The sequence below is a fragment of the Niallia sp. NCCP-28 genome (assembly GCF_023168165.1).
Lineage (GTDB): Bacteria > Bacillota > Bacilli > Bacillales > Cytobacillaceae > Niallia.
Window position 1 is genome coordinate 756,796 of record NZ_BQYJ01000002.1, and the last position, 26,238, is coordinate 783,033.

Here is a 26,238-nt window from a genome sequence, read left to right on the forward strand (position 1 = left end):
CCTGAGGTGAGGGTCAAAAGCCCGTTAATGTGTGATAAAATGGAAGCATAGATGAAAAAGGGGATCCTTCATAAAAGGATCCCCTCATTTTTTATTTTTTCAAATCTTCAATTGAATTAATATCCATATAAGATGGAACAACTAATCCAAGTTTAGTTCCTTCTAAGTTATTGCCTAAGTCTTCAAATTTGCCTTCATATTTTTTTGCATAATCTTCATGTGTAATTGGTAGCCAGCCTGCGATATGTGCATCTAAGCTTCCATCTGCAACACCTGTCCACATAGGTCCTGCTTCTACTTGGCTTAATGTTACATCATAGCCTAAATCAGATAGAACTTTTCCGATTACATTTGTACTTGCAATCTCACTGTCCCAAGCAACATAACCGATTTTAATTTTATCGCCTTTTGCTTTATCTACACCATTCGTCCATTCTTTAACAGTATCAGCGTTTTCTTTCACCCATTTTGCAGCAGCATCTTCTGGATTTGTTCCATCTGTAATATCCATCATCACTTTGCCCATAGCATCTGTATCCCAATGGAAGTTATCTAATACTTGATATGCTTCTGGCAAATCTTCTTTTAAGCCATTGCGGACGATTGTATGGATATTTTCATTTTCTCCGAATGATTTTTTTGGATCTTCTAAATATTTTAGGTCATATTTTGCAAACATCCAATGCGGTGTCCAGCCTGTTACAATGATTGGCTCTTTTTTGTCATATGCTTTTTTTAATGTGGCAACCATGGCGGCACTTGAGCCCTCTACAACTGTCCAATCAGATAAATAATAATCTTCTATTGCTTGGCTTGTTGCTTTCATTAAGCCTGCACCTGGGTCAATCCCGATAATTTTGTAATCAACTGTATCTCCAATAGTTGCGTTTTCGTCGTTTTTGTCTGCGGATCCACATGCACTAAGTGCAAAAACTAGTGTTAATGTAAGCAAAGAAATTATCCATTTTTTCATTTTCTTGTTACTCCCCCTTGTTTTTTAGTTCCAATATTTTGTGTAATTCTATCAAGAATGATGGCAACTACCACAATAGCAATACCGGCTTCGAATCCGCGGCCTATTTGTATTTGCGTAACAGCGCGATAAACATCCGCCCCAAGCCCTGGTGCTCCGACCATTGCGGCAATTACGACCATAGATAGCGCAAGCATAATGCTTTGGTTAATCCCAGCTAAGATAGTTGGCATAGCAAGAGGCAATTGTACTTTAAATAATTTTTGGCTTGTTGTACTGCCGAATGCTTCTGTTGCTTCCGTAATGTCGCTAGGAACCTGCTGAATACCAAGAATCGTTAATCGAATAGTAGGTGGCATGGCAAAAATAACAGATGCTACTACACCAGGAACGACTCCTATGTTAAAGAAAAAGATAGCAGGTATTAAATAAACGAATGCAGGCATTGTCTGCATAAAATCTAATATGGGCACAACAATCTGTTTTACTGTGTTTTTCTGTGATGCCCAAATGCCTGTTGGTACGCCAATAATAATGGAGATAACAACAGCAGATAAAACAAGTGCTAATGTATCTAGCATTGGATCCCAATAGCCTAAATTATCAACTAAAAGTAAACCGATAAAAGTAAATAGTGCAATTCCTTTATTTGCTAGTTTCCAAGCGAGTAATGTAAATAATATAATAAATAGATAGGGTGGAATAAAGGAAAGAAGTGAAACTAAACCTTCTACCACAGTTTCTAAAATAGTGGAAATACCGTCAAAAGCGACTGCGAAAGTGGAAGTTAGCCAATCTACAAAGGAATCAATCCAATCAGCTATTGGCAATTTAGGGAATAGATTCTCCATTAGTTAGTCACCTCCATTTTTTGTGACTCCAGTACTTCCATACTATTAATATTTTCATTGTTGCCAGCGAGTGCACCAAGTACAGCGCCTCTAACGACAATGCCTTTCAGGCGATTGTCTTCATTCACAACAGCAACAGGAATAGTTGCTTGAGAAACAATCTCAAATAAATCAGTTAATAAAGTATCACCAAGCACAGTGTCAATAGCCTCTATTAATATATCGTGGATAGATAAGCCTTGTTCTACTCCGCGTTTTGCATCATCAGCAGTGATGGCTCCAAGCAGAACTTTGCGTTTATTGACAACGTAGAGACTAGAAATGCCTAATTCTCTCATCATTTTAAGAGCAACACGTGGTCCTTTATCTATATTTACTGCTTCTGCACGTTTCATAATGTGATTGGCTGTTAATACTTTTGATAAGTCAACATCTTCTACAAAACGTTCTACATAATCGTTGGAAGGATTCATGAGAATTTCTTCGGGGGTTCCTACTTGAACAATGGAGCCATCTTTCATTAAAGCAATTCGGTCTCCAATTCTAAGGGCTTCATCTAAATCATGTGTAATAAAAATAATCGTTTTTTCCATATTGGACTGTAAATCAAGCAATTCATCCTGCATATCTTTTCGAATCAGTGGATCAAGAGCGCTAAATGCCTCATCCATTAAAAGAACATCTGGATCATTTGCTAAAGCTCTTGCTAATCCAACCCTTTGCTGCATTCCACCGCTTAATTGATCTGGATATTGATTTTCATATCCTTCTAGACCTACTAGCTTAAGAGATTCCATTGCGCGAGCTTTTCTCGATTCTTTTTCTACTCCTTGTATCTCTAGGCCATATTCTGTGTTTTCTAGGATAGTTCGATGTGGAAGCAATGCAAATTTCTGAAAAACCATGCTGATTTTTTCTCTTCGCACTTTACGCAATTCTTCTTTGGACATTGCAACAATATCTTTTCCATCAATATAGACTTTACCTAGTGTTGGATCAATCAAGCGATTAAGCATTCTGACAAGAGTTGATTTTCCGCTGCCTGAAAGTCCCATAATAACAAAAATCTCGCCTGCATATACTTCGAAATTGGCTTTATTTACGCCAACAGTAGAACCAGTTTTTTTTAATATTTCTCCTTTTGTATCGCCATTTTTTAATAATGCGATTGCTTTTTTGCTGTTTTTGCCGAAGATTTTAGTAACATCTTCAACTTTAACTTTTACTGTTTCTTTCATTCTTTCACCTCATTCAATTTGCCGGTCGAGCATAGCACCTATTTAGTATAGAGGGAAATTGTACCATGAAGCAAAGCGCGTATTTCGTGATATTTCTCCGTAAAGTACGTACAGAAAAAACTGAACGTACAGAACGTTAAGTATTCTTAGAATTCCTCCTATATGCTCACAAATGCTCAATGAAATCATTCTTTACAAATTTTTCTTTCGTGATAATCTATTAAAAGAAATAAAAATCATGGTCAGAAGTGGAAGGAAAGACTACAATGATGTTATTGTCTTATTTATCATGCATTAACGGGCTTTTATCCCCACTTCGAGATTATAAGAGAAAATGAGAAATCTAAAATCCAGATGAGGGGGAGGAACTGCCCTTAAAAGCCTGATTAGTTCAATTAACGATCATTAGGGGATAAAAAAAATCCCGCTGATTGAAGTTTCACTTGTTTAAAATAATTATGATGAAAAAAGAATTACAAGATAAATCAAAGAGAGTAGTTTAATACAAAATCATTATTTTAAAACAAATAAAAAAACATTAACTTATAATGATGGATGTGAATAAAAAAATGGAAGGTAAGGAGCAGTTAGAAGTTGCTCGGGAAAGAGTTATTGATGCTATTGCTCAAAACATTAATTTATATGGTGTAACAGATTCTATTGGAAGATTGTATGGCATGCTGCTTTTTCAAGAAAAACCAATGACCCTTGATGAAATGAAAGAAGAGCTTGGCATGAGCAAAACAAGTATGAGTACATCTGTACGAACATTGTTGGAATTAAAAATGGTAGATAAGGTTTGGAAAAAAGGAGTACGCAAAGATCTTTATAAAGCAGAAGATGATTGGTACCAGACATTTATCGATTTTTTTACGATTAAATGGCGTGCAGGGGTAAGCATGAATGTATATGCAATGGAAAAATCATTGGCAGAATTAAATAAAATGATAAGTGATGAAACTATTTCTGACGAGATTAAGGAAGAAGCAAAAAAGGATATTGAAAAACTAGAATATGCACTTGAATATTACAGTTGGCTTAATCGTTTTGTTGACAGTCTTGAATCCCAAGAAATATTTAATTTTATTCCAAAAAAAGATAATAGATCTTGAAGTAATAGAAGAAAAAAAGCTGATTCATGTGAATGAATCAGCTTTTTTGCATATTTTCATTTAGAAATCATTTTTGTCAGTAGGGAAAAAACCTAAAAAATGTGCATTTGACTATCGCACATTTTGGGATTCCTGAATAAGATATACAGAATTAAAAAAAGGAGGTAATTAACAATGGGTGAAGTTGGATACGGTGGAGGTTTCGCTCTTTTAGTAGTGTTATTTATTCTTTTAGTGATTATCGGTGCTTCTTGGGGCTACGGTGGTTTCTAATTAAGTAAAACATGAAAAATAAAAAATAAAGGAGGAAAAAATAGATGTACGGATATGGTTGTGGATGCAGCTATCCTAGCTATAGCTATGGCTATGGTGGCGGCTATGGTTACGGCGGTGGATTTGCATTAATCGTTGTATTATTTATTCTTCTAATTATTGTTGGTGCTGCTTGCTTTAAATGGTAACATCCCTATAATGCAAAGGGGCTGTCTAATAAGTCCTAAAATAAAAACAGGGGAAGAAAAACAATGTGTTTTTCTTCCCCTGTTTTTTGATTTCTATTTATTTTACAAGAAAAGACAGTGTTTTTGTATGTAATTTGAAAAAAAAGTTAGGTAATATTTATGATGGATTTTGGCACTTTGTTGATTGGAATGGAAATTAACAGGCAAGTTTAACAGAACTAAAAAGAGGAGCTGTACTCAAAAGTCATTTTTTAATGACTTTTGGGAAAGCCCCTTTTTTATCACGCATTAACGGGCAGGAAAATCCTCACTGATTGAAGTTTCACTTTATTATTAAAATTGAATTGTGTTTGTGTTTCAAGCATATTTTTTATGGGCTCTTATTTCATTGGTCCATGTAATTGTTCATTCCATTGAAGGGCGATATCTTTTTTTATACTTTCTTTATGCTGTTCAATGGCGTTTATAAGTTTGCTGAGATTACGATTTTTTAGTGCTTCATACATATAATGATGATCTTTATGGCGTTTTAAACTATTTTCAAAAACATTGCTGTATATTACACGAGCTAATAATACTTTAGGGTTGATGGATTGATAAATATCTAGAACTTTTTTATTTGAAGTCCAAGCTACAAGCAATTGATGGAATTCCACATCAAGTTTGCTGTAGGCATCAAAAGAAAATGACTGTTCTCCTATTAAATCATCCATTTTAATAAGTATCTGTTTCCATTTGTTCAGTTCTTCCTCAGTTATGGTAGAACAAACAATGCGGGCAGCCCAAGTTTCTGCCATAAATCGAACTTCCAGCAATTCTATCAGGTCTTGATACTTTAATTGGGTAATATAGGTTCCTTTTCTTGGCAATATTTCAATTAAACCTTCGTGGACTAGCTGATTAACGGCTTCTTTAACTGGGGAGCGGCTTACGCCGAATTTTTCTGCTAACTTATTAATATCTAATTTATCTCCAGGTGAATGGAGCCCGCTAATAATTTCTTCACGAAGCACTCTGTGAATTTGCGTAGCTAAAGCGGATGTTTCAATTTTTTGTTTCACAAAAATCCTCCTAATTATGTATTTAGTAATAAATAGTCATTGTACGTTAGATTGATAATAAAACCGAAAAAGTTTTTATAATAAACTATAAGCTTTTTTATTATAAAATATATCGATAAGGATGCAAATAACAGTTGACGCAGATGATATATTATTATATCATAAATTTGTAAAACGTAACATTTCACATTTCAGTTATTATCAATTTAATCTTGCAAAGTTTTATTTCTTGTAAAACTAATCATTGATTAGGTGCAAGAAAGAAGTAGTGCATGAAAATGAAAGCCCTTTAAAAAGAAAAAGTGCAAAAAAGAGGGGAAGAGGATAAAATGGTTAGAAAGTATGCTGTTTTAAATCAAATTCAAAAAGGAAAGATTGTAGCGGTTATTCGTGGCCAAGATGAACAAGATACGATTGAAATATCCAAAGCTTGTATAAGAGGCGGAATTAAAAACATTGAAGTAACTTTTACTTCTCCGAATGCCCAAGATGTTATTAAGAAGCTCGTTCAAGAAAATAAGGATGCATTAATTGGGGCAGGAACTGTATTAGATGAACAAACTGCACGCATCGCTATTTTAAATGGAGCAGAATATGTAGTTAGTCCTCATTTTGATAAAGAAATCAGCAAAATATGCAACAGGTATTCCATTCCATATATGCCTGGCTGTTCTTCTGTTACGGATATAGTGGAAGCGCTTGCTAGCGGGGTGGATGTAGTAAAAGCCTTCCCGGGCGGCATCCTTGGACCAGCATTTATCAAAAATGTGAAGGGGCCTTTGCCATATGCAGAAATTATGCCTTCAGGCGGTGTAAATTATGATAATATTCTAGAATGGATTGAGAGTGGAAGCTTTGCTGTTGGCGTGGGAAGTGAATTAACAAAAGGTATTGAAAAAGGACAATATGAGATTGTTGAAAATAGAGCTCGTCAATATGTAGAAAAGGTTCAGCTTCTATCAGCGAATAAATAGGAGGAAGAATAATGAAACGAGTGGTCACGTTAGGTGAAATCATGCTGAGGTTATCTCCTCCTGACTATAAAAGAATAATTCAGGCTACTTCACTTGATGTAGTATATGGTGGCGGAGAAGCAAATGTCGCAATTGGCCTTTCAAATTTAGGGCTAAAATCATCCTTTGTGACAAAGTTGCCCAAACATTCCATAGGAACTAGCGCAGTCGGGCATTTGAATGCTTATGGAGTAGAAACTTCCCATATTATCCGCAACGGAGAAAGAATGGGAATTTATTTTTTGGAAAAAGGATATTCGATGCGCTCTTCTGAAGTGATTTATGATCGGGCCAATTCTGCATTTGCAAAATCAGATCCAGATGAATATGACTTTGCAAAAATTTTTGAAGATGCTGATTGGTTTCATTTTAGTGGCATAACACCTGCATTAAGTTCTTCTTGTTATGATATTACAATAAAAGCACTTAAAGAAGCGAAACGAAAAGGAATTACTGTAAGTTGTGATTTGAATTATCGGAAAAAGCTGTGGGAGTTTGAGAAAGCTAGAAAAGTGATGACTTCATTGATGGAGTATGTAGATGTTTGTATAGGAGTAGAGCCATTAAGTTTGTTGGATCAATTTGGAAATGATGAAAAAGATGCTATTTTAAAAAAACATACACCATTAGAATATGAAAAAGTATTCGCTCTATTAAAGCAACGTTTTGGATTTAAATATATGGCAGCTAATTTGAGAAAAAGTCTTTCTGCTAATCGAGATATATTGCAAGGAGTGGTGTCTGATGGTACGAATACTTTCAGTTCAGGAGCATATGAGGTTGAAATTGTGGATCGAGTAGGTGGGGGAGATGCCTTTTCTGCGGGTCTAATTTATGGACTTATCCAAAATTTTGATTTGCAAGATGTTGCTGAATTTGCAAACGCTTCATTTTTATTGAAACATACCATTTATGGGGATGCAAATATTGTAAGCGCTTCGGAAGTTGAACGATTTATCAGCAATAATGGTAATACTTTAATTAACCGATAAAAGGATTTAGATTATTTGGGAGGGATTCAAAATGAAAATGACATTTCGCTGGTATGGAGAAAATGATCCAGTAACATTAGAATATATCCGACAAATCCCTGGTATGGCCGGCATTGTATCTGCTATATATGATGTGCCAGTAGGGGAAGTTTGGCCTTATGAAAAAATAATAGAATTAAAATCCAAAATTGAAGATAAAGGGCTAAAGCTAGCGGTTATTGAAAGTGTTCCTGTACATGAAGATATCAAATTAGGATTGCCTTCAAGAGACAGGTATATTGAAAACTATAAAACTACTTTGAAAAATTTGGGGAAAGCAGGCATTCCGGTAGTTTGCTATAATTTTATGCCAGTATTCGACTGGACTCGTTCTGCTTTGGACTATGAACTTCCTGATGGATCTACTTGTTTAATTTTTGATGAAAAAGTGGTAGAGCGAATGAATCCTCTTAGTGGAGAATTATCTCTTCCGGGATGGGACACTAGTTATGAAAAAGAAGATTTAAAACGGTTATTTAATCAATATGAGTCTGTATCAGAGGAAAGATTATGGGAAAACCTAGCGCATTTTATTCAGGAAATCATTCCAGTTGCGGAAGAAGCAAATATAAAAATGGCAATTCATCCAGATGATCCGCCATGGTCTATCTTTGGGCTTCCACGCATCATAACAAATAAAGAAAATCTTGAACGCTTTATAAATTTGTATGATAGTCCGAATAATGGATTATGCCTGTGCAGTGGTTCACTAGGAGCAAATCCAGAAAATGATTTTCCAGAACTTGTACGTTATTTTGGAAAACTTGGTAAGGTGAATTTTATGCATGCACGCAATATTAAGCTAATGGGAGAAAGATCATTTCATGAATCTTCTCATTTATCTACAGACGGATCGATTGATATGTATGAAGTAATTCGTTCTTTGCGGGAGTTTAATTATGAAGGACCAATTCGTCCAGATCATGGAAGAATGATATGGGGGGAAACTGGAAAACCTGGCTATGGGCTTTATGACAGGGCTCTTGGTGCTACATATTTAAATGGAATGTGGGAAGCAGCAACAAAAGAACTAGCTAGAAAAAAATAATTTTTATTAAACAGGCATTCCTGTTTATGGGATTGCTTGTTTAATCCATATCTATCTATATTTAAAACTATTAAAAAAGAATATTCAAGCGTCTTTATAGAATTTATATTTAGAGTAGGGGAGTAGTTAATATGTTGCTATTAATAGTTGCCGCGGCGGTATTGGTTCTTTTGCTGCTTATCACGTGGGCAAAACTGAATCCGTTTATCGCTCTTATCATTACAGCTATTGGGGTGGGTTTGGCTGCAGGAATGCCGATTGTAGCACCTTCGCCTGAAGAGCCGGGAATCATTGATTCCATTAAAGCAGGTTTAGGAAATACGTTAGGCTTTTTAGCTATTGTACTGGCGTTAGGAACTATGCTTGGCAAAATGATGGCAGAGTCTGGCGGGGCTTTACGAATTGCTCAAACATTAATTAATCGTTTTGGAGAAAAAAATGTACACTGGTCGATGATGTTTGTTGGATTTATTGTTGGTATTCCAGTATTTTTCCAAGTTGGTTTCGTTTTATTAATTCCATTGGTATTTACTATTGCGCGCCAAACAGGAATGTCATTAATTAAGATAGGACTGCCATTATTAGCAGGGCTTTCTGTTGTGCATGGACTTGTTCCCCCACATCCAGCTGCAATGGCTGCTGTAGGAATTTTTAATGCAGATGTTGGCTTAACTATTTTTTATTCTATTCTTGTTGGTTTGCCGACTGCAATTATTGCAGGACCTTTGTATGGAAAGTGGATTGGAAAACGTATCATTAAAGATGTTCCAAAAGAATTGGCAGAACAAATGACAGAACCTAAAGCAACAAAAGATCTTCCTGGTTTTGTCAATACAATGTTTACTGTGTTGGTTCCAGTAATTTTAATGTTAATTTCTTCTGTTGCAGAATTAGGGTTGGATAAAGGCACTGCTTCATATAATTTCTTTAAATTCATTGGTGATCCTATTGTCGCTTTGCTGATTGCAACAGTATATTCTTTCTTTAGCCTAGGATTTTTCCGTGGATTCAATAAGGAAACAATTTTAAACTTTACAAACGACTGCTTAGGACCAACAGCTACCATATTATTAGTTATTGGAGGCGGCGGTGCTTTTAACAAAGTGCTTTTAGATTCTGGAATTGGCGAGTATATAGCTGAAATAGCTCAGCAATCAGCTATTTCTCCCATTTTATTAGGATGGGGAATTGCAGCAATGCTTCGTGTAGCAACAGGTTCTGCAACTGTATCGATGATGACTGCTGCTGGTATTGTGGCACCAATTGCTGCAGTAATGCCAGGTGTATCGCCAGAGCTTTTAGTACTAGCTACAGGTGCAGGATCCTTAATATTATCACATGTAAATGACGCAGGATTCTGGATGATTAAGGAATACTTCGGTATGTCGGTTAAAGAAACCTTGCAAACTTGGACAGCATTAGAAACAATTATTGCAGTAGCTGCACTGGGCTTTATTTTACTTGTCGATATCTTTATATAATAGTGTTAATTAAATAATAAGCAGAGAAATAAGAACCGGGGCTGTCCCAAAAGTCATAACAAAATGACTTATGAGTACAGCCCCCTTTTCTTATCCTTATTAACGGCAATAAGAAGGGAAGGAAACTCTAGATATAAAAAAGAACACAGACTTTTAGATCTGCTTTTGGCAATGCTATATTCTAGATTGTACCGCAAAGAACGATCAGCGGGAATATGGACAATCTTCTGATGATTGAAGTCTCGCTTTATATAGAAAAAAACTTTTTCGTATTTAGAAGAAGCTGCCTATAAATAATATCCACGCTGATCTTTTTGATTTTTGCAATTTCGGCTACTGTTTGATGTATCATCGATGGCATCGTTTCTTTTTGAGAAAAAGGTCCTTCAAAAGGCCATGGTCCGTCTGTTTCCACCATTAATTGTTCAAGAGGAAATTTAGCCGCAAGAGCTTGAATTTCTTGTTCATAAAGAAGATCTGGGGTGATTGAGACAAAGCAGCCATTTGCAATCAAATGATCAATTGTTTCTGCATTTCCTTTAAACCAGTGAAAATGTGCGTGCATATAATTATGTTTTTCCAATAAGCTTAAAACAATTGGCGCATCTTCATATATACTGTGCAGACAAATAGGTTTAGAAAATTTTTTTGCCAGCAGAATAAATTGTTCCAGCACTTCTATGTACGGTTCTAATGGAAAAGCTGTAGGATCTTTTTTGCGTGCATAGTGGGGAAGGCCGACTTCCCCAATTGCTGTCATATGTTGCTGATGCTTTTCTATCCATATCATTAAGTCGGTTAATTCTTATTCCTTTGGCAGCGGCTGTTCTGGATGGAAACCAAATGCAGCATGGACAAAGGAGTAGCAAGCAGCTAATTGAAGATTTTTTATACAGGAAGGTTTATCCATAGAAACAGAGATAACTCCCTCTATCTTTTTGTCATTTTGCATTTTTTTTATTGCATTTTCTTTATATTGATCTAAGTGAATATGAGCATCAATTACTTTTTTCATTTAGAAGTTTTCCCCTTGATTTTGCAGTAAATAGTATATTTCTTTTTTTAACCGAAGAAAGTCAGGCTGAAACCAAAGTTCTTGATTTCGCGGCCTTGAAAATGGCACTTTCACTTCGTTTATAATATTAGCTGGTCGCTGGGAGAAGATAAGAATTCGATCAGATAAAAACAATGCTTCATCTATATTATGTGTGATGAATAATATGGTGCGTTTATATTCCTCCCATATGGATAAAAGCCATTTTTGCATTTCTAATCGTGTAAATTCATCTAATGCTCCAAAAGGTTCATCTAAACATAATAAGGACTCTGAACTTAACAAGGCACGAATAAAAGAGACTCGTTGTTTCATGCCTCCAGACAATTCATCAGGAAACGAATTTATAAATGGAGCAAGACCTGCCTTTTTAAGCATCTCTATCCCTTTTTCTTTATCCTTTTGCCCTTTTAATTCTTGGGCTAATGTCACATTTTCAATAACTGTGCGCCATGGAAAAAGGGAAGGGGCTTGAGGCATGTAGCTTATATAGCCTTTTTGGCCTGTAATTTGTTGTTTATTTACATAAATTCCTCCCTTATCCGGCAAAAGTATGCCGCCAATTAAGTGAAATAAAGTGCTTTTCCCACTTCCCGACGGACCAAGAATGGAAACAAATTCTCCTTCTCTAATTGCCATATTCATATCTTGCAACACAATATTTTGTCCAAAGGACTTTGAAATATCTGTTAGTTCCAGAAAATTCATGATGATTCCTTCTTTCTATTGCCTTTAATGCACAGTTTTTCTAAAAGTTTAATAATAAGAAAAAACAGTAGACTTAAAAGCATAATGGCGAATATAGCAACAAATACACGATCTGTCCGAAAAGAAGACGAACTGAGTGTCATATAAACGCCGATGCCTTCTTTTGATCCAAGCCATTCGGAAATAACAGCCCCCATTACACTATAAGTGGCAGAAATTTTCAATCCAGAAAAAATAGAAGGGAGAGCATAAGGCCATTCTAATTTCCAAAACAGCTGCTGTTTGTTGCTGCCTGACATAATCATATAATGCTTTAATTCAGCACTTGTTTGCCGAAATCCATCAAGACAAGCAATTGTAATAGGAAAAAAACAGACTAATATAATGACAATTATTTTTGGCAATATGCCGAATCCAAACCAGATAACAAGCAGAGGAGCCAATACGATAATGGGAATATTTTGCGATAAAATTAGTAATGGATAAAATGATTTGCGCAAAAATGGCACAAGGTGAAGAATAATGGCAATAAATAGTCCAAATATTGTTCCAATGCCAAATCCTAGAAAAGATAATCGAATTGTTGCAAGCAAATGCATGGAAAATGATCCCCAACTTGAGTAAGCCTCTTTTATTACAGCAATTGGCGAGGGAAGCAGCCATGTTTCTATATGGAAGAGCCGTACAGAAGTTTCCCAGGCAATAAATAAAAGAAGGAGAACCGAAATCGGTCTCCAGCTTACTGCTGCTAATTGTCTCATTAGCGATATTTCCCCGTTAAATCTTCCATTGTAATGCCAGAAGGCTGGTAAAGAACTTTAATTTGTGTGATAACATTGCTGCTGCCAATTTCAATCATACGTTTATTCATTTTTGCAATGATGGAAAATAGTTCCTCTAATTCTCCTTCTATTGTTGTTTCTAATGGATGAACTTCATATTTAACGCCAGTATCTTGAATTATCTTAATTGCTTCATCTACATATGGAATGACACTTTCTCCATTTTTGGTTTTTGGGATGATTTGAATGCTTATTAATGAGTTAGCCAACTTTTTTCCTCCTTTAATTTTGGGGTAAAAAATCATTTGTAAATGCTGATTTAGCATCAAGCTTTTTGTCAAGCAGTTTATTTTCATACATCCAGTTTGCGTAGTTTTCCCAAACGGACAGTTTTTGAATTCCCCATTGCGCTGCATCATCTTGGTATTTTGATGCCAGCCACTGCTGGCTTTTTTTCACTAAATCTTCATCTAAGTCAGGCGCTGCCTTTAATAGGATGGCAGAAGCATCGTCAGGATTTTTTATGGAGAATTGATAGCCCTCAGATGCTGCCTTAACGAATGCTTTGACTGTTTTTGGATCAGAATCAATCAATTTTTCATTTGTAGATAATACTGGGGTATAGTAATCTAATTTATCGCTGTAGTCTGTTAAATAGATCATATTTAATTTTTCTCCCCGCAATTCTGCTTCGACACCTGTCCAGCCGTAATAAATCCATGCAAAATCAATGTTTTTCTTAACTGCTGTAAAGAAATCAGTATCTCCGATATTTATGATATCAACATCTTTTACATTAGCATTTTCTTGTTTCATTAAAGATGACAGGACTGATTTCTCGACTTCAGAACCCCAGCCTCCATATGTTTTTCCAGCAAAATCTTTTGGGGTTTTAATGTTCTTCTTGGCAGGTGACGCAAAACCAGATGTATTATGCTGGATAACTGCTGCGATGGAAACAATCGGAACACCTTGAATTCTCGCTTGCGTAATTCCCTCTTGATAGCTTACTCCAAAGTCTGCTTTTCCAGATGCAACGAGCGTATCAGCGCTAGCATCGCCTGGTGTGATGATATCAACATCTAGCCCTTGTTCTTTAAAGTATCCTTTTTCTTTTGCTACATATAGGCCTGTATGGTTTGTATTAGGCGTCCAATCTAATACAACTGTTACTTTTTTGAGACTTTTTGCTGATTCTTTTTCTTTTGAACCAGAAGAATTGCTGCAGCCTGCTAAAAGGAGCAGTACGGCAATTAGTATGATGAGTTTTTTCATTTTTATCTACCTCCATTTGTTTGGAAAAGAAAAGAAAGCGCCCTTATCAGGAATTTGTTTGAAAAAATAATGCATAAGAGCAAATAAAAAAGCGTTCAAGTATTAAGAACCTGAACGCTTTAAATACAATTATGTATGTAAAGAATAGACGTTTCCTACGCTGGTATCAACCAGATCAGGTTCAAAGGGTTTCTAATCTATCGGATAGCTCTCAACCAGCAAGACACTGGTTCCCCCACAATTTCTTTCTTATTTCAATTCCACTTTCATTATAACAGAAAGGTTTTTTTTTACCATTCTTTAAAGGGGAGAATCTGAATCATAATCGTGAATTTTTTTCCACTGTTTATACTGCTCTAGCTCCTTTGTAAGATTAGATATCAAAAATTTTAATACGATAGCATCATCAAGGATTCCCAGTCCAAAAATGAAATCTGGAATTAGATCAATGGGAGAAAGAAAATAAAGAAAACCTGCTATAACCATGACCATTGATTTTTTGCTGATTTGTCGGTATTCGCCATTATACCAAGATTTTGTGAGGGAAATTAATAAAAGAAAATCATCCCATATTCCAGCAAGGCCTTTTTTATTTGAAGCTGTTTTTGGGATGATTTTTGTTAGTAAAGATTCCAGCTTCTTCGGATTATCTACAAGTTTTTCTGCTTCTTTTTGATGTTTTTTATATCTGTTTTTTATGGTTCTTTTTCTAAAAAGCATGTTTTTCATCCTTTCTGCTGTTTGGGCTGAATCTTTTATTTCTCTTTGTATGATAACCTTATTTCAGGCAGATAAAACAAAGAAGAGAAGGAAGAAAAATCCAAAGGTAAAATCATTCTTATATTTGCAGCAAAATAAATGCAAGATAATATTATAGAAGAAACTTGGTATAGAGCAGAAAAAAATATGGATAAGAAAAAAGGAATTATTTTATACGAAGGCGCTCAGTAAAGCATTGCAAACTTTCCTTTATCAAGCTAATATAAGGGAATGGACTTAAAATGATTGTGCAAAAGAGAGGAAAGTAACATGTCTAATAATTTTAAAGAAAGTGTTTTATCTCGTCGTACATTTGCGATTATTTCCCATCCGGATGCTGGTAAAACGACGTTGACGGAAAAATTATTATTGTTCGGTGGAGCTATTCGTGATGCAGGAACGGTAAAAGGGAAAAAAACAGGTAAATATGCAACAAGTGACTGGATGGAAATAGAAAAGCAAAGAGGAATTTCTGTTACATCAAGTGTGATGCAATTTGATTATAATGATGCAAGAGTAAATATATTAGATACACCTGGTCACCAAGACTTTAGTGAAGATACGTATCGTACATTAACAGCGGTTGACAGTGCAGTTATGATTATTGATTCAGCTAAAGGAATTGAGGCGCAAACATTAAAATTATTTAAAGTTTGCCGTATGAGAGGAATCCCGATTTTTACATTTATTAATAAATTGGACCGTCAAGGGAAAGCTCCGTTAGAGTTATTGGCAGAATTGGAAGAAATAATGGGAATTGAGTCTTATCCAATGAACTGGCCAATTGGAATGGGGAAAGAATTTTTAGGTATTTACGACCGCTATTACAATCGGATTGAGCAGTTCCGTGTAGAGGACGGCGAAAAATATCTTCCTTTAAATGAAGAAGGGGAAATAGACGGAGAACATCCTATTAAAAATGATTCTTTATACGATCAAATGTTAGAAGAAATTATGCTTTTAAATGAAGCGGGCAATGAGTTTTCTAAAGAAAAAATTAATAATGGCGAGCTCACCCCTGTTTTCTTTGGCAGTGCTTTAGCCAATTTTGGCGTACAAACATTTTTAGAAACATATCTTGACTTTGCGCCAAGTCCCCAAGCGAGAAACTCTAGTGCAGGTGAAATTGATCCGTTGTCAGAAGAATTTTCTGGATTTATTTTTAAGATTCAGGCAAATATGAACCCTGCTCATCGAGATAGAATTGCATTTCTTCGAATTTGTTCCGGCAAATTTGAAAGAGGTATGTCTGTACAGCTATCGAGAACAGGAAAACAGATTAAACTTGCCCAATCTACCCAATTTATGGCAGATGACCGCAGTACAGTAAATGAGGCGGTCAGCGGTGATATTATTGGTTTATATGATCCAGGTTTTTACCAAATTGGCGATACGCTTACAGCAAGTAAAAATGCTTATCAATATGAAAAATTGCCTCAATTTACCCCAGAGTTATTTGTAAGGGTAACAGCGAAAAATGTTTTAAAACAAAAACATTTTCATAAAGGGATACAGCAGCTTGTTCAAGAAGGGGCCATTCAGTTCTATAAAACGGTAAAAACGGAAGACTACTTGCTTGGTGCGGTAGGACAGCTTCAATTTGAAGTATTTGAACACCGTATGAAAAATGAATATAATGTAGATGTTTTGATGGAGAATGTAGGCTCAAAAATCGCTCGCTGGACTGTGGATGAAGAGGTGAATGAAAACCTTTCAAGCGGCAGAAGTTTATTAGTAGAAGATCGATTTGGCAAAAAAGCATTTTTATTTGAAAATGATTTTGCCTTAAGATGGTTCCAAGACAAAAACCCAGATGTGAAGCTGTATAATCCTATGGATGCAGAATAATTTAAAGAGGCGGCGATATGCTGCCTCTTTTTTATGTTATATTTACTTACTTCATATAAGAAGAAACTCTGGAAAATAGAAAGAGAAATTTAGTCTTAAATTATTTTTCGGTAAATTATTATACTAAAATATTTAAAAAGAGGAGGGAAAGTTATTAAATTAATAAAGTTTTAAAAGAAAATGACTAATATAGGAAAAAATAATAAGGTATTTTTATATGGATTTGTAGCTTTTTATGGTATTTAGACAATCTAAATATTGATTTATAAAGATTTCGTCTATCTAAAATTGTAGTTGTATAGAAAATTTGATGGAATAAAAGTTGACAAAAAATCAATATTCAAAAAAAACATTTGAAATTATCTGAAATTTAGGTATAATTTAAAACAAGTTGTAATTAATTTTAACAAATTATGTTAATTTATATTACATATGACGTAGAAGAGGGCGATTTTAATAGTTGAAAAGGAAGATCAGTTTAAATATCTGAATATTCTTTTAATTAAAATTGTTATCTAAATAAAAAATTAGGGGGATTTGTTTAAATGAAAAAAAGCTTATCGCTATTTGTAAGTATTCTGCTTGTGCTGGTTTTGGCTTTAGCTGGCTGCTCCAGTAAATCTTCATCAAATGAAAAGAAAAGCACTAATTCATCATCTTCTAAAAGCATGTTAGAAACAGTAAAAGACAGAGGGAAATTAAAAGCGGGAGTAAATAATTCTTTACCTGGTTTTGGCTACATAGATTCTGATGGGAAAAATTCAGGCTTTGATGTAGATATTGCTAGAGCCATTGCAGCAGGTGTGCTTGGAGATGCAAATGCAGTAGAATTTAGGCCGCTATCTGCGACAGAACGTTTTACAGCTGTTCAATCTAAAGAAGTGGATGTGCTGGTCCGGAATACAACTTGGACAACTAACCGTGATGCGGAAGTTGGTTTAAGTTTTGCACCTGTTACCTTCTATGATGGGCAAGGTGTTATGGTTCCAAAAGACAGTGGAATTAAAACGCTCAAGGATTTAGAAGGGAAAACAATTGGAGTAGAAACAGGAACAACAACAGAATTAAATCTTGCAGATCAAATGAAAGCAGCAGGTGTTAATTATACGGCACAGCCATATGATAACGCAGATGCAGTTATTGCTGCATATGAATCAGGAAGTATCGATGCATGGACAACAGATAAATCTGGATTAGTTTCCCGCCAATCTACATTAAAAAATCCTGATGCGCATGTTATTTTAGATGCAACTTTATCAAAAGAACCACTGGCGCCTGCTGTGTTGGATAATGATGAAAAATGGAAAGATGCTGTAAGCTGGGTTGTTTATGCATTAATTCAAGCGGAAGAGTTTGGCATCACTTCTAAAAATGTGGATGAATTTAAAACTAGCGATAACCCAGAGATTCAACGCTTATTAGGAGTTGGCGATACAAATCTAGGGAAGCAGCTTGGATTATCAAATGACTTTGCCTATCAAGTAATTAAACAAGTAGGAAACTATGGAGAAATCTATGACCGCAACTTAGGTCCAGATACGGCATTTAAATTAGAACGTGGACAAAATGCTCTTTATACAGATGGAGGTTTATTGTACTCTATTCCGTTCCGTTAAGATTTTAATAGTAAAAATATATTTAAGACCTGCTAATAGGCGCTTTTTAGCAGGTCTATTCTTTTAATGAAGAGGTGAAGCTCAAGTTGGATAAACAAACTACTTCCACTCCAATTTGGAGAAATAGAAAAGCAGTGCCCATTATTTTGCAGGCGATCTTCGTTATTGTTGTAGGCTTTGCCTTGTATTTTATGATTACCAATATGTTGTATGGATTAGAACAGATTGGGTTAAGGTTGGGGTTGGATTATTTGCAATTAAAAGCATCTTTCCCTATTGCAGAGTCGTTAATCTCCTATTCGCCCGACGATCCTTATATAAGAGCGCTATTTGTAGGACTGTTAAATACGTTTAAAGTTTCATTTTTTGGAATTGTTATTGCTTCTATACTAGGTATTATTGTTGGCATTTCCCGTTTATCCAATAACTGGATGATTAAAAAATTGGCTACTGTATATGTAGAAGTATTTCGAAACACTCCATTATTAGTGCAAATTTTCATTTGGAACTTTGCTGTATTTTTGCCAATGCCGAAAATTCAGGAAGCGCTGCATGTTGGTCCTTTTTATTTTTCCAATAGAGGAACGGCTATACCTTGGTTTCAGGTTCATGCCACTACAGGAATTTGGTTGATTATCCTGGTTGTATTAGTCATCGCAGCAATCGTTTTATATAAATTATTAAGGAAAAAAGAAATAGAAACAGGAAAAAATGCCTATCCTTTTATTATTAGTATTGCAAGCTTTATGGCAGGATGCTCATTGATATTTATCGCTATTGGAAGTGGACCCGTTCATTTTACAACGCCTGCTGTACAAAATGGCGCGTTTGTTGGAGGCACAACTTTATCTATTGGATTTTTATCTGTGTTAATCGCGTTATCGATTTATACATCCACATATATTGCAGAAATAGTTCGGGGAGGAATTATGGGCGTGCCGAACGGTCAAACAGAAGCGGCTAAAGCTCTTGGATTTAAAGGCTCGATATCCTTGCGACTAATTATTTTTCCGCAAGCCATTCGAATTATTATCCCTCCATTAACAAGCCAATATTTAAATTTAATAAAAAATTCCAGTTTGGCTATGGCGGTTGCATATCAGGATATTGTCGGAATTGGCAATACCGTTATTAATCAGACAGGACATACAATTGAAACTATATTTATCATAATTGCAGTGTATTTATTCTTTAGTTTAACCACATCACTGTTTATGAATTTCTTTAATAAAAAATTCCAATTGGTGGAAAGGTAGGGAAGCAAATTGGATAATATTCAATTAACTAACAGTGAACCGATTTTATCATCAAAGCCGAAAAAGGAGAAAACTATTTTTGGTTGGCTAAAAAATAATTTATTTAAAGATTGGAAAAATACCCTACTCACCGTTGCGGCGTCCCTTTTTTCCATCTACATTCTTTCGAAAGTTTTTTATTTTATTTTTACGAGTGATTGGGAAGTTGTGTCAAATAATTTTCGTTTATTAATGATTGGCCAGTTTCCCCAAGAAGAAATTTGGCGAGTCTGGGTTGGTGTGCTGTTTATTTCTGCCCTTCTTGGACTTTCATGGGGATTATGGAGAGGGATAATTGGCCATGTAGCAATCACTATAGGTGTGCTATTGCTTGTTTTTTGCATAGTGCCTTATACAGAAGGCAATTCAAAAGTGTATTTATCTACAAGTATTGTCCTTATGGCTGCCTTCTATTTTATTGGACGAAAAGCACGTGTCCTTAAAATACCGACGCTCGTATTATGGATTTTGTATCTGCCTGTCACTATTGGGGTTTTAAATGGTTTTGGCATTTTAGAGCCTGTAAGCACAAATGTTTGGGGCGGTTTTTTATTAACATTAATATTAGCAACTGTTGCCATTGTTTGCTCTTTTCCGATAGGTGTGCTCCTTGCTGTTGGAAGAAGAAGCAAATTGCCGATTATTAAGTACAGCTGCATTGCCTATATTGAGATTATACGAGGAATGCCTTTGATTATGGTACTGTTTATTGGTCAGCTATTATTGCCTCTTTTTGTCGGCAGTGAGATTCAATTGGATAATGTACTTCGGGCAATGATTGCTTTCACTTTATTTAGTGCTGCATATTTAGCAGAAAATATCCGTGGTGGGCTGCAGTCTATCCCGCGGGGGCAGTTTGAAGCAGCGGAAGCATTAGGTTTAAATAATATAAAATTAATGGTGTTTGTTATTTTGCCTCAAGCATTAAAAGCAGTAATACCAGCAATGGTTGGTCAATTTATTTCTATTTTTAAAGATACATCTTTAGTAGCGGTAATTGGTTTAACAGATTTTTTAGGTATAGGCAAAAAAATTGCTGCAAATCCAGAGTATCTTGGCAAATATTTAGAAATATATATCTTTGTAGCTTTTTTCTACTTTATCTTCTGTTTTTTAATGTCGCATGTCAGCAAACAATTAGAAGCATCTTTAGGTGTAGGTAAACGATAAAGGGAGGAAATAAATATGGATAGTGTATTTTCAGTTGAAAAGTTGGCGATACCGCTTGAAAAGAGAGAAGATATTATAGAAGTTACGAATTTAAATAAATGGTACGGAGACCATCATGTTTTAAAAGATATAGATTTAACAGTAAAACAAGGTGAAGTTATTGTTATATTAGGTCCATCAGGATCAGGGAAATCTACTTTTATTCGGACAATTAATGCATTGGAAGAGTTTCAAAAAGGGGAAATCATTGTTGACAAAATTGCTTTGACGGATGATTTGAAAAATATAGAAGAAATTCGTAAAGAAACTGGAATGGTGTTTCAATCGTTTAACTTATTTCCTCACATGACGATTTTAAAAAATATATCTTTAGCTCCAATTTGGGTAAGAAAATGGAAAAAATCTAAAGCGGAGCAAATTGCAAAAGAGCTGTTAGAGAGAGTAGGAATTCCAGAACAAGCAAATAAATATCCAGGGCAGTTATCTGGCGGACAGCAGCAGCGTGTGGCAATTGCAAGAGCATTAGCGATGCAGCCTAAAATTATGCTGTTTGATGAACCTACTTCTGCATTAGATCCTGAAATGGTAAAAGAAGTATTAGATGTTATGAAAACTTTAGCGGAATCAGGAATGACCATGCTTGTTGTAACACATGAAATGGGATTTGCCCGTCAAGTAGCCGATCGTATCGTTTTGTTTGATAAAGGGGAAATTGTAGAGATGGGGAAACCAGATGATATTTTCGATAATCCGAAACATGAACGTACAAAGGCATTTTTGTCCCAAATTATTTAAGAGCTGTAACAGGCTCTTTTTTTATTGGATTTAATAGTGAATAAAATTAATAGGAGAAAGAATTAGTGAGAAGGATAGTCGTTTTTTAAGCTGCAAAAGATTTGGTTTTTACAATTTTTAGCATAAGGTCAATGGGTTGAATAAAAAAGATAAGTTTAGAGAAAAATGGAATAAAGAAGATAGAGAAATTAGATGATGGTGATACCGATGCAGGGGCAAAGTAGATTAGAAGCAATTATGTGGAGTATTGCACTTCCAGGATTCAGCCAATTGTTGATGAAAAAATATTGGAAAGGTACATTGTTTATTGTATTAGAATTTATTATCAATGTTCAGAGCAATTTTAATCAGGCCATCATGCAAAGTTTTTTATGGAATATAGATGAAGCAATCAAGATTCTTGATTTCCAATGGATTATGTTTTATCCCTGCCTTTATATGTTTGCGATGTGGGACGCATATAAGGCGGTAATGGATAAAGAAGAGGAATATGCCTTTTTGCCTTTTGTTTTTTCTGCGTATTTTGTAACTATTGGGGTAATGTATTCCACAAAGTTAAAAATATTTCACGTTTTAGTAGGCCCTATTTTTTTGCCTATGTTGTTTGTAATTCCGGGCGTAGCTAGTGGATTGATGATTAAATACATTTTGCTTTATATAAGAAAAAAAAGACTGTCAAAAGATTAATTGATTGATGAAAAAAACAAATAGTTTAGAGAATTGTTAGCATCTACATAAAAACAAAAAAGCAAGCGAGAAAAAAGATTGGCAAATTATTCGAATTTGTATATAATAAATATATAAATTTGTATATGTCCTCAAAGGGGAGTAGCTTTTAGGGTAACCTAAAATAAAGTCGTCATTTCGTGGTTTTGTTACCATCGGCTTTATTGGCATTTAAGTGCTTAGCAAGACCTTTGCCTGTTGGCAAAGGTCTTTTTTGCGCATTTTTGTACATACTAAAGAAAAAGCGGAGATAGATTGTTGTCAACAGGGGTATACAATTAATTAAATAGGAGGCGATAAGATTTATGGACGCAGGTATGTTATTAGAGTATGGGTGGGTGCTTTTGGTTTTAATTGGATTAGAAGGAATACTAGCTGCAGATAATGCAGTTGTTATGGCAGTTATGGTAAAACATTTGCCAGCTGAACAACAAAAAAAGGCATTGTTTTACGGGTTATTTGGAGCTTTTATCTTTCGATTTGCGACATTATTTATGATTTCCATTTTAGCAGATGTTTGGCAAGTTCAAGCATTAGGAGCATTGTATTTACTGTTTATTGCAATCCACAATCTTTATGGCAAGTTTGCCCACAAAAAAAAGAAAGACAAAGAAGCAAAAAGAAAACAATCTTCTTTTTGGATGACAGTATTAAAAGTAGAATTGGCCGATATTGCCTTTGCAATTGATTCTATGTTGGCTGCTGTTGCTTTAGCCATTACATTGACGCCAACGGGCTGGTTTACTGTTGGAGGCATTGATGGAGGGCAATTTACTGTTATGTTGCTTGGGGGAATCATTGGCCTCATTATCATGCGATTTGCAGCAAATTGGTTTGTAAAGCTTCTTCATACAAGACCAACGCTAGAAACAGCTGCTTTTATGATAGTTGGTTGGGTTGGTGTTAAATTGGCAGTATTTACATTAGCTCATCCTGAAGTAGGACTGCTTGATGAACATTTTCCAGAATCAAAAGGTTGGAAACTAATTTTCTGGGCTGTTTTGATTATTATAGCTGTTGGAGGATATATTTTATCTGGCAAAAAGGCAAAAAGTGTGGAGCAAGGCTAATTTGGTTTACACATTAACGAGCTTTAGCCCCTTGCCGAAGGATTCTGAGAAATCTCGATAGGTAGAAAATTGCTCAATAAAAGGCTGATTGAAGTTTCACTTTATTGGGTAAATAAAAAAGGAAATTCCCCGGATAAGATAGAGGAATTTCCTTTTTTATGTTTGTGAAAGGATTTTAATGATATTTGGTTGATTCATAAGGATTTATTAAATTTGGCTGTTGATTTTCACTCCAGGCGTTCACTTTTCATTAAACCAGTACTTTAGGGTTTCCTCTGTATCGGCTTTTTCCAGAAAAGACTCGCACCTACAACCAGTTGACTTTAACATAGCCATTTAAAAAAGAATGAACCAAAGATTGTTCTATTGATAATACTCCGTAATATATAAGCATGTATTTTTGAACTGCCCGCCACTTAGCTAATGCTTGAAGCCGCAGACTCCTGCGAACACCAGTGTATCCATCGATTATGGAGTAGAATTTATCCATAGTCCCTATGGTGAAAACTTTTAGCATCTTGTACGCTGATTTCTCAGGCATCCTGCTAGAATCCATATCTTCCGTTTTCAAAGAACAACTTACAGAAATATTACAGTACGTTCGTTTGTATTGATCAACCATTTAGGCCTAAGCCTACCGACATTCATTTCCCGCTTACTTATCGGGCTACGTCTTTCGTATTCCTTGAAGTGGAAGTCTTTTGTCGGAAAATGATAAAAATAGAAAAAAAGGGTAGCATAAAATAAAAAGAAGAGTTATTGATTGTTTCCAGCAAGTTCTGCTTGAGCTTGTTGAACCAGTCTTTTTGTAATTTCGCCGCCCACAGATCCATTTGATCGTGCTACTGTATCTGATCCTAGCTGCACACCAAATTCTTGAGCAATTTCATATTTTACACTATCTAAATATTGTTCTATTCCAGGTACTAAAAGTTTATTTGTTTTAGCCATTATTGTATTCTCCTTTAATTGTATTACAGGTAAATTTATTTCGGGTGAAAATCACTTATGAAATTTTTAATTTATCTGTATTTATAGTATGAGTGTTTATCCATTTTTCATTAGTGGTAAAGATTTCGAATTAGGGAGATATTAGGATAATGACAAGGATGTCTTATCCTCCAATAACAGAATTTTGACCTTCACCTCAAAATTAGGAGATGGCATAGGAAGTTTCGATGGTTATAAACATACCTGTATAAGCTGAGTTGAGTCAATAAGCAATCAGCAATCAGCGAGAATGGAGAAAGCTCCAGCTAATTGAAGTATTCTTTTTATTGTCATCAAAAAATAAGGCTATCCTCAAAAGAAAAAGTGCTTTGAAATTTCAGCAAATGCTTATATGATAGAATAGTAAAAATGGAAAGGATTTGTTTAAATGTGGAAAACGCTTAAGGATTTGTTGAATAAATTTACACCTGCGCAAATTATCACAGGGTATTATTTATTGGCGGTCAGCGTTTCAGTTTTATTACTATGTTTACCGGGAGTTCATCAAAATGGCGTATCGGTTTCGTTTGCCGATACAGTCTTTACTGCGGTAAGTGCAGTTAGTGTAACAGGTTTAACAGTCATTAATATTTCTGAAACATATAGTACATTCGGTATCTTTATTTTAATGTTTATTTTGCAATTTGGCGGTATTGGAGTGATGACGCTAGGCACTTTTTTTTGGATGCTGCTCCGCAAAAAAATTGGTTTAAAGGAAAGGCAATTGATTATGCTCGATCATAATCAATCGAATTTATCTGGTCTAGTTAATTTAATTAGAGAAATTATCAAATTAATTATCATTATTGAGGCGATTGGCGCTCTTATTTTAGGGCTGCAGCTGCGTAATTACTATCCAACTTGGACAGAAGCTTTTTTGCATGGACTATTTGCGTCGATTAGTGCAACGACAAATGGGGGGCTAGATTTAACAGGTTCTTCCCTGATGCCATATGCTGATGATTATTTTATTCAATTGGTACACATTATTTTGATCACATTAGGTGCCATTGGTTTTCCTGTATTAATAGAAGTGAAAAAATATTTATTCCCTAAAAATAATCTTCAGACATTTCGTTTTTCCTTATTTACAAAATTAACGACGCTTACCTTTGGAATACTTCTCACTGTCGGTACATTGGTTGTTATCCTTTTAGAGTGGAATCATTATTTTTCCGGAATGGTATGGCATAAAATATTTTTTAATGCTTTTTTTCATTCTGCTTCTACAAGAAGTGGGGGATTGTCGACAATGGATTTAAATGATTATTCCATGTCTACTTTATTAATTTTTTGTTTTTTAATGTTTGTCGGAGCTTCTCCAAGTTCTGTAGGTGGTGGAATAAGAACCACTACATTAGCATTAAATATTATGTTTATTTACCATTTTGCTAAAGGTAGTCGGAATATCAAAATTTTTAAACGAGAAATTCATGAAGACGATGTCATTAAATCCCTTGTTGTTACTATTCTAGCAAGTGGCTTATGTATTGTATCCATTATTATTTTATCGATAACAGAAAAAGCTCCATTAATTAATATCATTTTTGAAGTTTGTTCTGCCTTTGGAACAACTGGTCTATCTTTAGGGTTAACTCCTGATTTATCAACAGTTGGGAAAATTGTTATCATTATTCTTATGTTTATTGGAAGAATTGGATTAACCTCTTTTATCTTTATTATTGGCGGTAAAGAAAAAAAAGACAATTATCATTATCCGAAAGAAAGAATTATTATAGGCTGAAACAGAGGCTGTCTAATAAGCCCTAAAGTAAAATCAGGTGAAGAAAAACAATTTGTTTTTTTTCACCTGATTTTTCATTTTACAAAAAAACAGTTTTTGTATTTGATTTTTAAAAAAGTTATGTTAATGCTTACAAT

Annotated in this window: 25 protein-coding genes, 1 pseudogene and 1 riboswitch; of the genes and pseudogenes, 15 read left to right on the forward strand and 11 right to left on the reverse strand. The window is 35.0% G+C overall.

Annotated elements, in window-relative coordinates:
- Window positions 1-91 precede the first annotated feature (91 nt).
- Genes NCCP28_RS08175 through NCCP28_RS08185 form a run of 3 tightly spaced genes read right to left on the reverse strand, consistent with a single transcriptional unit; the run spans window position 92 to window position 3,062 of the window.
- Window positions 92-973, reverse strand: coding sequence for a glycine betaine ABC transporter substrate-binding protein (locus NCCP28_RS08175; protein WP_248560900.1), 882 nt, complete (start codon window positions 971-973; stop codon window positions 92-94).
- Entirely contained in the window at window positions 970-1,824 is an 855-nt protein-coding gene (locus NCCP28_RS08180; RefSeq protein WP_248560901.1) for an ABC transporter permease, read from the reverse strand. Before NCCP28_RS08180 ends, NCCP28_RS08175 begins: the two co-directional genes overlap by 4 nt.
- Complete coding sequence (locus NCCP28_RS08185) at window positions 1,824-3,062, reverse strand: quaternary amine ABC transporter ATP-binding protein (RefSeq protein ID WP_248560902.1); 1,239 nt, start codon at window positions 3,060-3,062, stop codon at window positions 1,824-1,826. Before NCCP28_RS08185 ends, NCCP28_RS08180 begins: the two co-directional genes overlap by 1 nt.
- 569 nt (window positions 3,063-3,631) lie before the next feature.
- On the opposite strand from NCCP28_RS08185, the gene NCCP28_RS08190 reads away from it, so the two are divergent.
- The 3 genes from NCCP28_RS08190 (at window position 3,632) to NCCP28_RS08200 (ending at window position 4,635) form a co-directional block, all read left to right on the forward strand.
- Window positions 3,632-4,174 carry a GbsR/MarR family transcriptional regulator gene (locus NCCP28_RS08190; RefSeq protein ID WP_248560903.1) on the forward strand — a complete coding sequence of 181 codons (543 nt, stop codon included), beginning with the start codon at window positions 3,632-3,634 and terminating at the stop codon, window positions 4,172-4,174.
- Between the two features lie 174 nt (window positions 4,175-4,348).
- Window positions 4,349-4,447, forward strand: coding sequence for a YjcZ family sporulation protein (locus NCCP28_RS08195; RefSeq protein WP_101177663.1), 99 nt, complete (start codon window positions 4,349-4,351; stop codon window positions 4,445-4,447).
- Between the two features lie 44 nt (window positions 4,448-4,491).
- Complete coding sequence (locus tag NCCP28_RS08200; protein WP_248560904.1) at window positions 4,492-4,635, forward strand: YjcZ family sporulation protein; 144 nt, start codon at window positions 4,492-4,494, stop codon at window positions 4,633-4,635.
- A 380-nt stretch (window positions 4,636-5,015) separates the two neighbouring features.
- Here NCCP28_RS08200 and NCCP28_RS08205 read toward each other — a convergent pair whose 3' ends face one another.
- A complete protein-coding gene (locus NCCP28_RS08205) occupies window positions 5,016-5,696 on the reverse strand; it encodes a GntR family transcriptional regulator (RefSeq protein WP_248560905.1) in 681 nt (226 codons plus the stop codon).
- A 329-nt stretch (window positions 5,697-6,025) separates the two neighbouring features.
- Between NCCP28_RS08205 and NCCP28_RS08210 the strand changes: the two genes are divergently transcribed.
- The 4 genes from NCCP28_RS08210 (at window position 6,026) to NCCP28_RS08225 (ending at window position 10,269) form a co-directional block, all read left to right on the forward strand.
- Window positions 6,026-6,670 carry a bifunctional 2-keto-4-hydroxyglutarate aldolase/2-keto-3-deoxy-6-phosphogluconate aldolase gene (locus NCCP28_RS08210; protein ID WP_248560906.1) on the forward strand — a complete coding sequence of 215 codons (645 nt, stop codon included), beginning with the start codon at window positions 6,026-6,028 and terminating at the stop codon, window positions 6,668-6,670.
- A gap of 11 nt (window positions 6,671-6,681) precedes the next feature.
- Window positions 6,682-7,701 (forward strand): sugar kinase, encoded by a 1,020-nt coding sequence (locus NCCP28_RS08215; protein ID WP_248560907.1) that lies wholly within the window; start codon window positions 6,682-6,684, stop codon window positions 7,699-7,701.
- A 31-nt stretch (window positions 7,702-7,732) separates the two neighbouring features.
- Window positions 7,733-8,788, forward strand: a complete 1,056-nt coding sequence (gene uxuA, locus NCCP28_RS08220) for a mannonate dehydratase (protein ID WP_248560908.1) — start codon at window positions 7,733-7,735, stop codon at window positions 8,786-8,788.
- Window positions 8,789-8,919: 131 nt separating this feature from the next.
- Window positions 8,920-10,269, forward strand: coding sequence for a GntP family permease (locus NCCP28_RS08225; RefSeq protein WP_248560909.1), 1,350 nt, complete (start codon window positions 8,920-8,922; stop codon window positions 10,267-10,269).
- Window positions 10,270-10,516: 247 nt separating this feature from the next.
- Here the strand turns inward: NCCP28_RS08225 and NCCP28_RS08230 are convergent.
- The 6 genes and pseudogenes from NCCP28_RS08230 to NCCP28_RS08255 form a co-directional block, all read right to left on the reverse strand.
- Window positions 10,517-11,284, reverse strand: a pseudogene (locus tag NCCP28_RS08230) (TatD family hydrolase).
- A complete protein-coding gene (locus NCCP28_RS08235) occupies window positions 11,285-12,031 on the reverse strand; it encodes an ABC transporter ATP-binding protein (protein ID WP_248560910.1) in 747 nt (248 codons plus the stop codon).
- On the reverse strand, window positions 12,028-12,792 hold the full coding sequence (locus NCCP28_RS08240; protein ID WP_248560911.1) for an ABC transporter permease: 765 nt from the start codon (window positions 12,790-12,792) through the stop codon (window positions 12,028-12,030). The genes NCCP28_RS08235 and NCCP28_RS08240 overlap by 4 nt, the downstream gene beginning before the upstream one ends.
- On the reverse strand, window positions 12,792-13,082 hold the full coding sequence (locus tag NCCP28_RS08245) for an MTH1187 family thiamine-binding protein (RefSeq protein WP_248560912.1): 291 nt from the start codon (window positions 13,080-13,082) through the stop codon (window positions 12,792-12,794). Before NCCP28_RS08245 ends, NCCP28_RS08240 begins: the two co-directional genes overlap by 1 nt.
- 13 nt (window positions 13,083-13,095) lie before the next feature.
- Entirely contained in the window at window positions 13,096-14,088 is a 993-nt protein-coding gene (locus NCCP28_RS08250; protein ID WP_248560913.1) for an ABC transporter substrate-binding protein, read from the reverse strand.
- Between the two features lie 135 nt (window positions 14,089-14,223).
- A riboswitch (TPP riboswitch) is annotated at window positions 14,224-14,335 on the reverse strand.
- 53 nt (window positions 14,336-14,388) lie between these two features.
- Window positions 14,389-14,808, reverse strand: coding sequence for a YkvA family protein (locus tag NCCP28_RS08255; RefSeq protein ID WP_248560914.1), 420 nt, complete (start codon window positions 14,806-14,808; stop codon window positions 14,389-14,391).
- 309 nt (window positions 14,809-15,117) lie between these two features.
- On the opposite strand from NCCP28_RS08255, the gene NCCP28_RS08260 reads away from it, so the two are divergent.
- From NCCP28_RS08260 to NCCP28_RS08290, 7 genes are all read left to right on the forward strand, one after another.
- The gene (locus tag NCCP28_RS08260) at window positions 15,118-16,695 is read left to right on the forward strand and encodes a peptide chain release factor 3 (RefSeq protein ID WP_248560915.1); all 1,578 of its coding nucleotides are present in this window, start codon (window positions 15,118-15,120) and stop codon (window positions 16,693-16,695) included.
- A 545-nt stretch (window positions 16,696-17,240) separates the two neighbouring features.
- Complete coding sequence (locus NCCP28_RS08265) at window positions 17,241-18,311, forward strand: amino acid ABC transporter substrate-binding protein (RefSeq protein WP_248560916.1); 1,071 nt, start codon at window positions 17,241-17,243, stop codon at window positions 18,309-18,311.
- An 86-nt stretch (window positions 18,312-18,397) separates the two neighbouring features.
- Window positions 18,398-19,567 (forward strand): amino acid ABC transporter permease, encoded by a 1,170-nt coding sequence (locus NCCP28_RS08270; RefSeq protein ID WP_248560917.1) that lies wholly within the window; start codon window positions 18,398-18,400, stop codon window positions 19,565-19,567.
- 9 nt (window positions 19,568-19,576) lie between these two features.
- Window positions 19,577-20,776: an amino acid ABC transporter permease gene (locus NCCP28_RS08275; protein WP_248560918.1), complete on the forward strand. Its 1,200-nt coding sequence runs from the start codon at window positions 19,577-19,579 to the stop codon at window positions 20,774-20,776.
- Window positions 20,777-20,791: 15 nt separating this feature from the next.
- Complete coding sequence (locus NCCP28_RS08280) at window positions 20,792-21,571, forward strand: amino acid ABC transporter ATP-binding protein (protein WP_282579535.1); 780 nt, start codon at window positions 20,792-20,794, stop codon at window positions 21,569-21,571.
- A 207-nt stretch (window positions 21,572-21,778) separates the two neighbouring features.
- Window positions 21,779-22,258 (forward strand): hypothetical protein, encoded by a 480-nt coding sequence (locus NCCP28_RS08285; protein WP_375709386.1) that lies wholly within the window; start codon window positions 21,779-21,781, stop codon window positions 22,256-22,258.
- A gap of 344 nt (window positions 22,259-22,602) precedes the next feature.
- A complete protein-coding gene (locus NCCP28_RS08290; protein ID WP_248560920.1) occupies window positions 22,603-23,367 on the forward strand; it encodes a TerC family protein in 765 nt (254 codons plus the stop codon).
- A gap of 756 nt (window positions 23,368-24,123) precedes the next feature.
- On the opposite strand, the gene NCCP28_RS08295 is transcribed toward NCCP28_RS08290, so the two are convergent.
- On the reverse strand, window positions 24,124-24,318 hold the full coding sequence (locus tag NCCP28_RS08295; protein ID WP_248560921.1) for an alpha/beta-type small acid-soluble spore protein: 195 nt from the start codon (window positions 24,316-24,318) through the stop codon (window positions 24,124-24,126).
- 427 nt (window positions 24,319-24,745) lie between these two features.
- Between NCCP28_RS08295 and NCCP28_RS08300 the strand changes: the two genes are divergently transcribed.
- A complete protein-coding gene (locus tag NCCP28_RS08300; protein WP_248560922.1) occupies window positions 24,746-26,101 on the forward strand; it encodes a TrkH family potassium uptake protein in 1,356 nt (451 codons plus the stop codon).
- Window positions 26,102-26,238 lie beyond the last annotated feature (137 nt).

What these genes read in the sequence shown, in the direction of transcription:
- NCCP28_RS08280 (WP_282579535.1), top strand. Translation starts at nt 20,792, where the DNA reads ATGGATAGTGTATTTTCAGTTGAAAAGTTGGCGATACCGCTTGAAAAG.
- uxuA (WP_248560908.1), top strand. Translation starts at nt 7,733, where the DNA reads ATGAAAATGACATTTCGCTGGTATGGAGAAAATGATCCAGTAACATTA.
- NCCP28_RS08195 (WP_101177663.1), top strand. Translation starts at nt 4,349, where the DNA reads ATGGGTGAAGTTGGATACGGTGGAGGTTTCGCTCTTTTAGTAGTGTTA.
- NCCP28_RS08215 (WP_248560907.1), top strand. Translation starts at nt 6,682, where the DNA reads ATGAAACGAGTGGTCACGTTAGGTGAAATCATGCTGAGGTTATCTCCT.
- NCCP28_RS08285 (WP_375709386.1), top strand. Translation starts at nt 21,779, where the DNA reads ATGCAGGGGCAAAGTAGATTAGAAGCAATTATGTGGAGTATTGCACTT.
- NCCP28_RS08290 (WP_248560920.1), top strand. Translation starts at nt 22,603, where the DNA reads ATGGACGCAGGTATGTTATTAGAGTATGGGTGGGTGCTTTTGGTTTTA.
- NCCP28_RS08210 (WP_248560906.1), top strand. Translation starts at nt 6,026, where the DNA reads ATGGTTAGAAAGTATGCTGTTTTAAATCAAATTCAAAAAGGAAAGATT.
- NCCP28_RS08235 (WP_248560910.1), bottom strand. Translation starts at nt 12,031, where the DNA reads ATGAATTTTCTGGAACTAACAGATATTTCAAAGTCCTTTGGACAAAAT.
- NCCP28_RS08240 (WP_248560911.1), bottom strand. Translation starts at nt 12,792, where the DNA reads ATGAGACAATTAGCAGCAGTAAGCTGGAGACCGATTTCGGTTCTCCTT.
- NCCP28_RS08175 (WP_248560900.1), bottom strand. Translation starts at nt 973, where the DNA reads ATGAAAAAATGGATAATTTCTTTGCTTACATTAACACTAGTTTTTGCA.
- NCCP28_RS08300 (WP_248560922.1), top strand. Translation starts at nt 24,746, where the DNA reads ATGTGGAAAACGCTTAAGGATTTGTTGAATAAATTTACACCTGCGCAA.
- NCCP28_RS08190 (WP_248560903.1), top strand. Translation starts at nt 3,632, where the DNA reads ATGGAAGGTAAGGAGCAGTTAGAAGTTGCTCGGGAAAGAGTTATTGAT.
- NCCP28_RS08180 (WP_248560901.1), bottom strand. Translation starts at nt 1,824, where the DNA reads ATGGAGAATCTATTCCCTAAATTGCCAATAGCTGATTGGATTGATTCC.
- NCCP28_RS08260 (WP_248560915.1), top strand. Translation starts at nt 15,118, where the DNA reads ATGTCTAATAATTTTAAAGAAAGTGTTTTATCTCGTCGTACATTTGCG.
- NCCP28_RS08250 (WP_248560913.1), bottom strand. Translation starts at nt 14,088, where the DNA reads ATGAAAAAACTCATCATACTAATTGCCGTACTGCTCCTTTTAGCAGGC.
- NCCP28_RS08225 (WP_248560909.1), top strand. Translation starts at nt 8,920, where the DNA reads ATGTTGCTATTAATAGTTGCCGCGGCGGTATTGGTTCTTTTGCTGCTT.
- NCCP28_RS08265 (WP_248560916.1), top strand. Translation starts at nt 17,241, where the DNA reads ATGAAAAAAAGCTTATCGCTATTTGTAAGTATTCTGCTTGTGCTGGTT.
- NCCP28_RS08295 (WP_248560921.1), bottom strand. Translation starts at nt 24,318, where the DNA reads ATGGCTAAAACAAATAAACTTTTAGTACCTGGAATAGAACAATATTTA.
- NCCP28_RS08200 (WP_248560904.1), top strand. Translation starts at nt 4,492, where the DNA reads ATGTACGGATATGGTTGTGGATGCAGCTATCCTAGCTATAGCTATGGC.
- NCCP28_RS08255 (WP_248560914.1), bottom strand. Translation starts at nt 14,808, where the DNA reads ATGCTTTTTAGAAAAAGAACCATAAAAAACAGATATAAAAAACATCAA.
- NCCP28_RS08185 (WP_248560902.1), bottom strand. Translation starts at nt 3,062, where the DNA reads ATGAAAGAAACAGTAAAAGTTAAAGTTGAAGATGTTACTAAAATCTTC.